At 35.3% G+C, this 13,323-nt stretch carries 8 protein-coding genes; 5 read left to right on the top strand and 3 right to left on the bottom strand.

What is annotated here, in order from left to right; translation table 11 throughout:
• Window positions 1-13: 13 nt before the first annotated feature.
• Complete coding sequence (locus tag LB449_RS03985; protein ID WP_224453779.1) at window positions 14-2,113, top strand: DUF349 domain-containing protein; 2,100 nt, start codon at window positions 14-16, stop codon at window positions 2,111-2,113.
• Window positions 2,113-2,781 carry a class I SAM-dependent methyltransferase gene (locus LB449_RS03980; protein ID WP_224453778.1) on the top strand — a complete coding sequence of 223 codons (669 nt, stop codon included), beginning with the start codon at window positions 2,113-2,115 and terminating at the stop codon, window positions 2,779-2,781. The genes LB449_RS03985 and LB449_RS03980 overlap by 1 nt, the downstream gene beginning before the upstream one ends.
• Window positions 2,782-2,786: 5 nt before the next feature.
• Here LB449_RS03980 and LB449_RS03975 read toward each other — a convergent pair whose 3' ends face one another.
• From LB449_RS03975 to LB449_RS03965, 3 genes are all read right to left on the bottom strand, one after another.
• Entirely contained in the window at window positions 2,787-4,148 is a 1,362-nt protein-coding gene (locus LB449_RS03975; RefSeq protein WP_224453777.1) for a tetratricopeptide repeat protein, read from the bottom strand.
• 79 nt (window positions 4,149-4,227) lie between these two features.
• Window positions 4,228-5,424, bottom strand: coding sequence for an aspartate aminotransferase family protein (locus tag LB449_RS03970; RefSeq protein ID WP_224453776.1), 1,197 nt, complete (start codon window positions 5,422-5,424; stop codon window positions 4,228-4,230).
• Window positions 5,414-7,069: an OstA-like protein gene (locus tag LB449_RS03965; protein ID WP_224453775.1), complete on the bottom strand. Its 1,656-nt coding sequence runs from the start codon at window positions 7,067-7,069 to the stop codon at window positions 5,414-5,416. Before LB449_RS03965 ends, LB449_RS03970 begins: the two co-directional genes overlap by 11 nt.
• Window positions 7,070-7,408: 339 nt before the next feature.
• Between LB449_RS03965 and LB449_RS03960 the strand changes: the two genes are divergently transcribed.
• From LB449_RS03960 to LB449_RS03950, 3 genes are read left to right on the top strand one after another with little or no spacing between them, the layout of a single operon-like run.
• The gene (locus LB449_RS03960) at window positions 7,409-7,801 is read left to right on the top strand and encodes a hypothetical protein (protein ID WP_224453774.1); all 393 of its coding nucleotides are present in this window, start codon (window positions 7,409-7,411) and stop codon (window positions 7,799-7,801) included.
• Window positions 7,802-7,834: 33 nt separating this feature from the next.
• Window positions 7,835-12,163: a CusA/CzcA family heavy metal efflux RND transporter gene (locus tag LB449_RS03955; RefSeq protein WP_224453773.1), complete on the top strand. Its 4,329-nt coding sequence runs from the start codon at window positions 7,835-7,837 to the stop codon at window positions 12,161-12,163.
• Window positions 12,164-12,168: 5 nt separating this feature from the next.
• Window positions 12,169-13,323, top strand: a complete 1,155-nt coding sequence (locus tag LB449_RS03950; protein ID WP_224453772.1) for an efflux RND transporter periplasmic adaptor subunit — start codon at window positions 12,169-12,171, stop codon at window positions 13,321-13,323.

Here is a 13,323-nt window from a genome sequence, read left to right as displayed (position 1 = left end):
AACATTGAAAGACATGTCAGAACAGAAAGATCCTAGGGATATAAACGAAGAAAACGTCTCAAAACCAGTTGAAGACATTTCAGAAGAGAGCTCTACAGAAACTCCAAAACAAGAAAAAACATCTTCTGTTACTGAAGCAAATTCAGAAAAGGGGAAAAAAGTGAGAAGTGCTTCAGAAACTATAGAAAATTCTGAAAAAAAATCTGCTGAAACTTCTTTAGATGAAGAGTCAACAGATGAAACTAAAGAAGTTTCTAAGGGAGAGGAAAAAGAAGTACCATCTTCTGGTCAAGATGAGGAAAATTCTGAAGACAATCCAGAGGTGAAAGATCAGGATATTGACGAGGCTAATGCTGAGGACAGCGAAGACAAGGATGTGGCCAGAAGACATGAGATAGAAATGAAGGATTATCATGCCATGTCTCTGGATGAACTTGTACTTGAACTTGAAAGCCTTGTGAAAAGAGAGAAGGTTCAATCCATCAAAGATCACGTTAATAATATTAAAATTGAGTTTGACAAAAAGTTTAATGACATAGTTGAGGAAAAGAAAGAGGAGTTTATAGCTGAAGGCGGAAATATTATAGATTTTCACTACTCCTCAACTGTCAAGAAAAACTTCAATAGCATTTATTTTGACTACCGAGAAAAAAGAGATCAACATTACTCTCAACTTAAGAAAAACCTAAGTTCAAATCTAAAAACCCGACTTGGTATCATAGAAGAGTTGAAGAATATGATAGGCTCTGGAGAAAGTATGAACTCAAGTTTCAAGCAGTTTAAAGAGCTTCAAGAGCGTTGGAAAAATGCAGGACCTGTTCCAAGAAACGATTACAGTTCAGTATGGAACAATTACCACCACCACATTGAGCGCTTTTATGACTTCTTACATTTGGATCGAGAGTTCCGGGATATGGATTTCAAACATAACTTGGATCAAAAAATCAAGATCATCAATCGTGCTGAAGAATTGACTCAGGAAAACGATGTCAATAGAGCTTTCCGTGAGTTGCAGTTACTCCACAAAATGTGGAAGGAGGAACTAGGGCCTGTAGCTAGAGAGTTCAGAGATGAGATTTGGGAGAAATTTAGCGAAGCTACAAGACTCATTCATGATAAGCGCCAAGCACATTTTGAAAAGCTAGATGAAAAGCGTGAAGAAAATCTGAAAGTTAAGTTGGAAATTATTGAGCAAATTCAGAAACTAACTGAAAGCAAAATCACTCAGCATAAAGATGCTCAAGAACGTATTAAAAATGTAAACAAATTAAGAGATCTGTTTTTCAAAGCTGGAAGTGTTCCAAGACAAAAACAAGACGCAACCTGGGATGCCTTCAGAAAAGCGACTCGAGAATTCAATAAAAATAAAAATGATTTTTATAAGGATCTAAAAACTGAGCAATACGAAAATCTTGAAAAGAAAAAAGAACTTATAAAAATTGCAGAAGAACATAAGGATAGTGATGATTTCAAGACCACTACTCCATTGATGAAGAAGATCCAAAACGACTGGAAAAAAATTGGTCATGTCCCTAGAAAGGATTCTGATAAAATCTGGAAGCAATTCAAATCAGCGTGCAATCATTATTTTGACAGGTTCCATGCCAATAAGAACAATGAAGATAATGAGGAAATGAAAGCTTTCAACCAGAAAAGAGAGCTCATCCAAAAACTCAAAGATGAAAAGATCAGTGATGATGAAGACAAAACAATTGCACTTGTAAAATCTTATATTTCTAAGTGGAATGAAGTTGGAATGGTACCAACCAACAAGCGCTACGTTGAAAATAAATTTAACAGAGCACTGGACCAAATTTTCAAGAGAATTGACATTAGTAAGACGGATGCAGAGTTGATGAAATATCAGAACAGGCTTCAAAATCTCGAAGAGTCAGATGATTCTCAACGAATTTATAAGGAGCAAACTTTTCTTAGGAAGAAAATTGATGACACTAAGTCTGAACTTCAACAGCTTGAAAACAACCTTCAATTTTTCTCAGTCGATGCTGATAGAAATAATCCACTCGTAAAAGAAGTGTATAGTAATATAGACAAGCTAAAAGATGATCTCGAAATGTGGAAAACGAAATTGAAGAAAATCAAAGAGCTTTAATGAGTAAAAGCAAACCAGAATCAAATTATAAATGTCCGCTATGCAACAGTATAGCGGATTATTTTTGCTCCATCGGTAAAAAAGGAAGAGACTATTACAAGTGTGTAACGTGTCATTCTGTTTTTCTTCATCCAAAAAAATATATCGATTATTCTTCAGAAAAATCCAGATATGAAGAGCATAACAACGATGTTGAAGACACCAGATATCAAAACTTTGTGAGTCCAATTACAAAAGCCATCCAGGCTCAATTTCCAAAAACTGCAGATGGAATAGATTATGGTTGTGGTACAGGACCTGTAGCCTCGGTAGTTCTGGAAGAAGATGGTTTTAAAGAAATAGCTTTATACGATCCTTTTTTTCAGCCCATTGAAGATAATCTATCCAAGACTTATGATTTTATCATTTGTTGCGAAGTAATGGAACATTTTTATAACCCTAAAAAAGAGTTCACTCTTTTACGAAATTTACTTAAGCCTAGTGGCAAGCTATTTTGCAAAACAAGTATTTTGAAAGATGATAGTGATGAAAATCACTTTAAAGATTGGTGGTACAACAATGATCCAACCCATGTCTTTTTTTATACTCCAAAAACTTTGAAATATATATCTCAAAAATTTAATTTTAAAAACGTTGAGATAGAACCGAAGTTAATCACCTTTGGTTAAGTATATCAGTCCAAATTAAACTTTGGAAACAAATCCTTCATTATATAACTGTAGTTAGGATCTAGGAAAAATGCCTTTTCATAGTGGTCTTTGGAATCTTCTAATTCACCAAGTTCAAAATAAATTCCTGCATATCTGTATTCTAATTCTGCAAAGTGAGGGAAAAAGTCTTCAGCATGTTTAAGAGTTTGCAGTGCATCCTCAAAATGCTTTAGATCGATAAGAATATCCAAACGTGTAATCCAAGTTTCTAGTTCGTAATTACCCAGCTCTAAGCTTTTTTTGAAACCAAAAGCAGAGTCTTTGATATTGTCCAACTCCAAATTGATGATAGCAAAATGCTTCCAGTACAAAACATTTTCTTCATCTATGTTGATAGCCTTATTAATGTAGTAAAGCGCTTTTTTATAATCCTTGATTTTCACATGATAGTCTGATAGGGCTAACCATACTTTATCTAGGAGCGGATCTTCATGTAATGCTTTTTTGTAATGTTTTAGAGCTTTTTCTGGATCATTGAGCTTCAAAAAACACTTACCTATTCTCAAGTAAGCAAAAGCAGTCGGGTCATCTATCTGAAGGGTCAATGTGTAACACTCTATTGCTTCTTTGTAACGACTTAATCTTTCTAAGACTTTACCTTTTTCGAGATAAGCTCCAATAAAATAATCATCTGAAATAATCGCAAAATCAAAAGCCTCAAGAGCTTTTTCATATTGTTTATTTTCAAAATATATTTTACCTAATTGATGCCAAGCGACTTCACAGTAAGGTTGGCGATCTAAAAAATCTTTTAGAAAAACTATAGCTTCTTCATTTTGATCTAAAAAATCGAAACAATAAATAATATTGTAGAGGGCTGTATAGTCATTTTCATCATTCTCCAGACATTGTATGTAACTTTCTTTGGCATTTTCAAAATCTTCAAGAAATAGATACTCCATACCCATTATGCTATGTATTTCAATAAGATCGTCTGCAAAATCCAGAGCCTCTTTTAAAATTTCAATAGCATCAAAATAAAGATCTTGTTTTGAATATATATTCGCAATCAAGATATAAATTTCTTCATTATTGGGCTCTAAAGCTTTAAGGCGCTCTAGTAACTCCATAGCCTTCTCAAACTTATCTTCAAATGTAAAAAGCTCAGCTTTCATCAAAAGTAAATTGACGGATTTTGGGTGCTGATCCAATGCAAGTTTGATAGCTTTTTTGGCCAATGCTAACCTTCCACTATCGATATAATGACCTATAATATTCTCAAATTCTGCAGCGTCAAAAAATAAGACCTCATTGGTTTTTAGCATCATTTCAAATTTCTCTATAGGAAAATCGAAGTCTTCGTTGTGAGAGGATCCTAGTTGCATATAAAATGATTTAATTTTAGGTTAAGGTAAACGTCTTTACTCAATAAAGAATAGAATTTTTAAAAATGTTATCCACAAGTTATTCACTTATTTTGGATTTTGAATATGAATCCAATATATCAATTATAATGCCACAGCCTTGGGCTATTTCTTCTTCAGATATAGTTAAAGGTGGGGATATTCTCACCGCTTTATTTTCGTAAAGTAACCAAAACAAAATAAGGCCTCTTTCTTTAGCTTCCAAAACCAAATGATTAGCAATATCCGAGGTTTTGAATATTGGAGCTAACATTAATCCCATCCCTCTTATTTCAGTAATCAACTGATGTGAAAGTAGTTTTCTGAATAACTTTTCCTTCTTTTCAATATCTTGAATGATGCTCGTTGTTGTCAAAACTTCCAGAGTGGCCTTACATGCAGAAGCAATTACAGGGTTTCCACCGAAGGTAGTAATATGGCCGAGTTTTGGTTTGTCGCTTAGTAAACTCATCAAAGTTTTAGAGGCTGTAAAAGCTCCAACAGGCAAACCAGAGGCCATAGCTTTTCCTATCACTAAAATATCTGGAACAATGTCAAAATGCTCAAAACCGAAAAGCTTACCGGTTCTTCCAAATCCTGGCTGAATTTCATCCAGAATTAATAAAGCACCAACGTTTTCACACCGTTGTTTTATCTTTTTCAGGTAATCGGTTTTTGGTACAATAAAACCTGCACCTCCCTGAATGGTTTCCAAGATGACAGCTGCCGTGTTTTTTGTAATGACATCTAGGCAGGTTTCTGTATTAAACTGAATGTGAGTGATGTCTCCAACTAAAGGTCGAAATGGAGCGATACGTTCTTCATAATCCATTAAACTTAAAGCTCCATAAGAATTACCATGATAGCAATTTCTGGCCGCAATAATTTGACTTCTTCCTGTAGCTCTTCTGGCTAACTTCATTGCTCCATCAATAGCTTCAGTTCCACTATTAACGAGATAAGTCTGTGATAAAGGTTCTGGCAAATGCTCTGCCAACAGTTTTGTAAAATCAACTGCAGGAGATTGGATATATTCACCATACACCATTACATGCATGTATTTGTCGAGTTGATCTTTGATCGCTTTAATAACTAATGGATGCCTATGACCAAGACCGCAGGCTGATACTCCAGCAACAAAATCTAAGTATTGTTTACCGTCGGTTGTATATATAAAAGATCCCTCAGCATGACTCACTTCCATACCAAGAGGATGAGGAGTCGTTTGAGCCTGATATTCTAAAAAATCACTCTTCATCAATTGGTTTTATAGTTTTAGGCTTTGGTGATTTCTCAAGTGCTTTTGGTGGAGTATTTTCTTTAATATTTTTCAGAGTGGAATTTTTCAAATTAGAATTTGAATTTAATTCATCCATACCTTCAAAAAAATCCTCATAAATTTCTGGATCTTTTATTCCCTTTATTTTAGGTAAAACTGGTCGCTCCCTACCTTTTAATAAATCAGCTTTGCTTGTAAGCCTTTCTTCTCCTCGCCAACTGAAGCCTTTCAATTCTTTGGAGTTTTCTGGAAATTGAGAACTTGGAAAAGTCTTTGAATCCACATTATTGTAATAAGTCACATCAAGAATCTCTTGCTCTTCCAGGAGAATTTTGATTTTTGCCGATAGGGATTTATCAATTCCTACAAGATCGGAACTATCATCTCTTACATAAAACAAAGATTCTGTGTTTTTAATGATATCCACCTCATAGATCTCATTGTTTTCAAAAAGTCCGTAAAGTTCCTTTCCCTTGATTTGATTATAACCTTCGATAGAATCTTTTTGAATCATAAAGGAATTTTCAAAAACTCTAAGAGAATCTAGTTTTTCAGTTTCAGTATTGCTAATTAGATGTATAGTATCTCCAGTGATTTGACTCTCTCCAGACCATAAAACTGGATTTCTTATCAGTTTGGTCAATCCGGTTTTTTCACTACTGTGAATGGAGTCAGCTTTGCCGCTCAGATCAAATTTGAATATTCTCGCGTCATAATAAGCTCTTATATCTCTATTATCTACTTCGCCGGTCACGAGCAATGTATCACTAGCCAGGTAAACAGAATCTTTCTCCTGTTTGATAGCTACTATTGGATTTTTAGTTATAAATAAAGAATCCTTTTTTCTGAACACCTCTGCATAATGACCAGTAATAAGCGACTGGTTTATAGTATCTGTAATCTTTATATTATTGGTAGCTGAAGCAAATCCACTAGGTCTGTCAAAAAATATACTGTCGCCTTCTAGTTTTCGATTTTCATAATCAACTTTGGAATTTTTTACAAAAAACCCGTTGTCATTTCTTGTATCATAAAAACCACGCTCACAATAAACAACACTTGTTTCGCTGGTAATTGTGGAAGGTCCGTATAAATAAGCATGACCTTCTTCAGAATAAAAATCTAAATTTTCAGAATCAATATCATATTCTGGATTTCTGACTTTTACATTCTGTTTAAAAGAAAATTTTTCTTGATTCATAAAATATCTTCCCCTTATGCTGGTAATGGTCGATGCAGAATCCTGAACTTTCCCACCGCTGCGGTAAAAGGCTTCTTGCTTAACCCTGTTAAAAAACAAAGAATCTGTGGTTAGCTTATTACTTGGTGTGGTTAAAACCACGTCTTCACTAGCAAATGCGAACTGGGTATTACCATTATATTCAGCGTACTTACTTGTCATATTGATGGTATCGCCCTGCTTCATTCTTACATTTCCAAAAGCTCTGAAAAAAGAATCCATCTGGTAAAAGATCGCCCTATCACACCACACTTCAATACCTTCATGAATAAAATATACTTGATTTTTTACTTTTGATAAAACAAAAGCATCTGGATAATTTTCCTGATCTACACGACTCCTATCGCTAGTGAAGTCAATTTTTTTTCCTTCCTGGGAAAACATTAAATTAGTTACTATGAGAAAAGAGAATATTAAGAAAAAGTATTTCAAATTATAAAATTTAGATACAAAATTAAGCAATTCCAACCATGTCTTATTTTTTTAAATAAAAATTTACAAATAACTTTAGCATGACTTTAAGGATAAGTACTTCTGGATAGATATTAAATGTATGAAACGTGATTATTAATGAAATTGAAGAGCATAAGTTGGGTTTATCAAAAAAAAGCCAGTGTTCATTCACTTATTGAAAACTGATCTGAATTTGAATAGATTGGTATCAATTTTATACTTAAGCTTAAATTAAGACAGACCTTTTAAAAATTAGCTACATTTGTCATTATGAGTAAAATCTTTTCATACCTATTTATTCTTTTGTTTACTATTCAGTCCTTTGGTATGAATACCAGTAATATATCCAGTTTTTATAATTTAATAGACCATTATCAATTCCATAAAACAGACTACAAAAATTCATTCAATGAATTTTTAGATTTGCATTATGGCAGCCAGAAAGAAGCCCATTCTGATGAGCATAAAGAACATGAAAATTTACCTTTCCAGGATTTAATTTCATTTGCGAGCACGATTTATTTTACCACACCAGAATTAGTTCATTTTCTCCCAATTCATATTGAAATTTTATCAACTAGAAATTTCAATTATAAAGATTGCTTTTCAACCTTACATTCTACTGATATTCTTAAGCCACCAAAGGCTTTAATGACGATTTAATTTCCTTTTTATCATCATTCAAATTCAATATACATGTTAACTAAAGTCATTGAATTTAGTTTAAAGTCTAAATTCTTCATCATACTAATGCTAAGCTTTATTGTAGGCTTTGGCATTTACAGTTTGACCAACATATCCGTCGGTGCTGTTCCAGATATTACCAACAACCAAGTTCAAGTCATTACTACCTCCAGAAGCCTATCGACCATAGATGTGGAACAATTTATCACATATCCCGTTGAATTGGAAATGTCCAATTTGCCTGGAGTAAAAGAAATCCGGTCGGTGTCTAAATTTGGTCTGTCAGTAGTCACTGTCATTTTTGAAGATGATATGGGCACCTATCTTCCCCGCCAAGTTTTAGCGGAAAAACTAAAAAATATTGAAGAAACCATTCCTAAAAATTTTGGCACTCCAACTATGGGACCTATTACCACAGGTTTAGGAGAAATTTATCAATATACACTGGAAACCAAACCCGGCTATGAAGATGAGTTTAGCGTCATGGAGCTCAGAAGTATCCAGGACTGGATTGTAAAACGCCAACTTTCTGGCATTCCTGGTATTGTTGAAATCAATACCTGGGGTGGATTCCTTAAAGAATACGAAGTTGCTATTTCTTCTGAAAAACTACAAGCCAGCAACATCAGTATTCAACAGGTATTTACAGCTTTAGAAAAAAATAATAGTATTGCCGGAGGAAGCTACATTGAAAAAGAAGAACAAGCCTATTTCATCCGTGGTAACGGACTTGTAAAAAGCCTGGAAGACATCCGAAATATAAGCGTTGAAAATAGAAATGGTATTCCCATCCTCATTGGAGATGTGGCAGAAGTAGGATTCGGATTCGCCAGACGTTTTGGAGCTATCACTGGAAATGGTGAAGGCGAAAAAGTACTTGGACAAATCATGATGCTCAAGGATGCTGATTCCAAAGCTGTGATTACGGCTGTAAAAGAACGACTCCAACAAATTGAAGAAAGTTTACCTGAAGGTGTTTATATCAATGGGTTTCTAGATAGAAGTGAATTGATAGGTAAAACCACCTCCACAATAGCTGAAAATTTAATTTTAGGATTTCTGGTCGTTGCTTTTATTGTGACTTTACTCATTGGAGACATAAGATCTGGACTGATCATTTCCTCTGTTATCCCACTTAGTTTTCTTATTGCTATAAGCTTGATGTATATTTTCAACATCGATGCCAACCTGATGAGTCTTGGCGCGCTTGACTTTGGAATTATTATAGATGGAGCGGTAATTATCGTGGAGTTTGTTGCCTTCAAAATGTTACAGAAATCGGAGAGATTTAAAGCTTTAACAGGAACTGATTATACTTCAGAAAAAAATGTAATCGCCGCAAAAGGCGCTTCTAAAATGATGAATTCTGCCATTTTTGGACAACTTATTATTTTGATAGTTTTTATTCCTATTGTCTCTCTTTCAGGGGTTGAAGGAAAAATGTTTAGGCCAATGGCGTTAACCTTTGGCTTTGCGCTTATTGGAGCTATGTTTTTATGTCTAACCTGGATTCCCGTAGCTTGTAGCCTATTCTTAAACCCTAAAAAGTTGAAAGCTAAAAATATCTCAACTAAAATTTTAGATAAGGTTAAAAAAGCTTATATCCCCTCAGTTAGCTGGGCTTTAAATCATACAAAAGCTGTTGTAATTTCTGCCTTGATCATTGTGGCATTAGCTGTGTTTACATTTACTAAAATGGGTGGTGAATTTGTACCTACACTAGATGAGGGAGATTTTGTGATCCAGCCTATTCTTAAAACTGGTAAATCCCTTTCGAGCACTATTGAACGTACCAGCGAAATAGAAAAAATACTTCTGGATAATTTTCCTGAAGTGACACAGGTCGTGAGTAGAATTGGTGCTGCAGAAGTGCCAACCGATCCCATGTCTATGCAGGATTCTGACGTCATCATTCGCCTCAAGCCCAAAGATGAATGGACCAGTGCCGAGACTAAAGAAGAACTCGCAAACAAATTCAAAGAAGCGCTAACCGTGATCCCAGGGATGGAAATCGAATTTACACAGCCTATCGAAATGAGATTCAACGAACTGATCACAGGAGTTCGGTCGGATATTGCTATCAAAATCTTTGGAGAAGACTTAGATATTCTAGCTGACAAAGGAAATGAAGTTCAAAATCTCATTCGTGATGTAGAAGGTGCTGCTGATATTTCTGTCGAGAAAATAGTTGGCTTACCACAAATGGCAGTGAATTTTAATAGGTCTAAAATTGCACGCTACGGACTGAATATTGAAGACTTGAACAACATTATAGCCGCTGGATTTGCTGGTAAAAAAACAGGTGTTGTGTTTGAAGGCGAAAAGCGGTTTGATATGGTGGTTCGACTTCAGGAAGATAAACGCGAGGACATCTCCGATCTTCAAAACCTGGTGATCGATACGCCAAACGCTGGCAAAATACCGTTAAGCGAAGTCGCCGATATCATCTACGCAAAAGGGCCTGCCAAGATTTCCAGAGATGAAACCAAACGACGAATCGTCGTTGGTGTAAACGTAAGAAATCGCGATTTGGCTTCAGTAGTTGAAGATATTCAACTGATCTTGGAAGACAATTTGTCTTTGCCTGTGGGTTATACAATGACTTACGGTGGTCAGTTTGAAAATCTACAAAGCGCTACCAGACGTTTGCAAATCACTGTACCAATTGTGCTTATCCTTATTTTTGTCATGCTTTATTTTGCTTTGAGAGATTATAAAGATGCCTTACTCATTTTTACAGCCATTCCCTTTTCGGCCGTTGGAGGTGTCTTTTTACTATGGATAAGAGATATGCCATTTAGTATTTCGGCAGGAGTTGGGTTTATTGCTTTGTTTGGGATTGCAGTTTTGAACGGGATCATTTTAGTTGAATATTTTAAAGACCTGCAAAATGACAACAGGGAGCTCAATAAAGATAACATCATAGAAGCCACACTTGACCGATTGAGAGCTGTCTTGCTTACGGCTAGTTCTACAGCCCTTGGATTTCTACCTATGGCGATTTCTACAGGTGCCGGTGCCGAGGTACAGCGACCGCTAGCTACTGTAGTTATTGGCGGACTTATCACTTCTACTCTACTGACGCTAATTATCCTGCCTGTGTTGTATTACATATTTGAAGGAAAATCTAAAAAAATAAAAATGCCAAAAACCACAATTTTAGTTCTACTTTTTGGACTTGGCGGCCTATTTTCAAGTCAGGCACAAAATCCTGAATTGGATAAGCTTAAAGCTGAAATGCTGGCCAACAACAAAGGCTTAAATGCTTCCAAAATCAATATAGATAGATCTGAAGCAGCCGAAGGACAAGCCTTTACCTTTGATAAAGCGCAGATTTATCAAAATTATGATGAATCTGAAGCTGACCCGATTGCTAGTCGCCCCTTATATCAGTGGGGAATTATTCAAAATTTTGATTTTCCCACGGTTTATAACAGCCGGTTGAAATTGAATAAAGTGACTACAGAACTTGCTGCAACCAATTATTCAATTGATGAGAGAATGAAGCTGAAAAATCTCGAAATCAGTTATATGGAATATTCGATTATTAAAGAGCGACTTCAGATTTACAGCTATCTGGATAGCATTTATAAAGATTTTTCCAGAATGGCCAGGCGAAAATTTGAAGAAGGGGAATCTTCCTATCTGGAAAAAATAACTGCCCAGTCCAAACAAAAGCAAATTGAAGCACAGCTTGTAAAAATCAGGAATGAGCTTGTGAATGCCTCCAATCAAATAAGAACCATTGTTCAGTCTGACGTGGAACTTACTATTGAAGGGGAAACTCCGCACCGGCTTACTTTAAACAATCTGAACAGTATTGAAAATTTACCCGATTTCATATTAAGTGAATTGCAGACTCAACAGGCAAAACGAAGTGAACAACTCGCTAAAAATGAATTGTTACCTGGAATAAGTGCTAGTTACTTTATACGAAGCAATTCCAGCATCGACAAAAACTTTGAAGGCTATCAAATAGGACTGAATATTCCCTTGTTATTTTTTGGAAATCGATCTAAAATTAAAGCTCGACAATTAGAAAATGAAATGATGGCTGTAGCTCAGCAAGAAACCAAAATCCAACTGGAGCAAAAACAAAGAACGCTTATCAATTCACTTTCCAGCCAAGATCAAACTTTAGCCACTTACGAAAACGGTCAACTTAAGGTGGCCGATGAAATTTTCAAAACAGCCAATTTATCTTTTAAGAATGGGGAAATTGATTTCTTCAGATTTGTACAAAGTCTGGAAACAGCTCAACAGATCAAGCTGGAGTATTTACAGCAACTTATAGACTTTAATGTTACCATTATCTCACTGAATTATCTCACTCTAAATTAACTAAAATGAAGACGCCTTATATATATTTCCTGCTCAGTTTAAGCTTATTTGTTCTAAGCTGTAATTCCAACGAATCAAATTCAGAAGAAAAAAAAGAGACTAAAGTCAATGAAAATCAAATCATTCTGACCAAAACTCAATTTGAAAACGGAGATTTTGAACTCGGCACTGTGGATACAATCGAATTTTCAAATCGCTTTCGTGTAACGGGAATGATAGATGTTCCCCCGGAAAACAGAGCTTCTGTAAGTTCGTTTTTTGAAGGTTATGTGAGCAAAACCACTTTATTGATTGGGGATAGAGTAAAAAAAGGAGATTTGCTAGTGACTTTGGAAAATCCAGAGTTTATTAAGCTTCAGCAAACTTATCTGGAAAATCTTTCTCAACTGGAATATTTGGAATCTGAATTTAACAGAAAAAAGAATTTACTGGAGGATCTGGTAATTTCTGAAAAGGTATTTCAAAAAGCGAAAAGTGATTATTTGACGACCAAGGCGAGTGTTTCTGGACTGGAGAAAACCTTGCAATTGATGAATGTGCCTTTGGACAAAGTCAGAAAGGGAAATTTGAATTCTGAAATTCATATCTATGCGCCTTTATCTGGAAAGATTTCTAAGCTAAATATTTCTCAGGGTACGTTTGTGAATAAGTCCATGAGGATGATGGAAATTCTGGACACTGACCACGTACATTTGGAACTCGATGTGTTTGAAAAAGATATTATGAAAGTTAAAGAAGAACAGCCACTTACCTTTAAGCTGCCGGAACAAACCGATGAGGAATTTATGGCGCACGTGAAGTTGGTTGGTGCAGAGATAAGCTCGAACAGGACGGTAAAAGTTCATGCTCACCCCGATGATGATAACCAGAATTTTGCGGTAGGGATGTATGTGGAAGCATTCTTTAATGACAATCCTAGAAAACACTTAGCTTTACCTCAAACCGCCTTTGTTGAAAAAAATAATAAGCAGTATGTTTTAAAATTAATTGAAGACGCCAACGGAGATTACACTTTTGAGCCTGTTTTGGTGAAGACCTCAGATCCACAGAATGGATTTCAGCCGATTTTAAATGAAGATGAAATAGCAACAGATGATCAATTTTTAATCAAAGGTGGTTTTGATATCTTCGATGGGGCAAGCGGTGGTCATGATCATTAA

The organism is Psychroflexus lacisalsi (assembly GCF_020164495.1).
GTDB lineage: Bacteria > Bacteroidota > Bacteroidia > Flavobacteriales > Flavobacteriaceae > Psychroflexus > Psychroflexus lacisalsi.
Note: the sequence above shows the minus strand (reverse complement) of the source record. Positions and strands in the feature narration are given on the sequence as shown.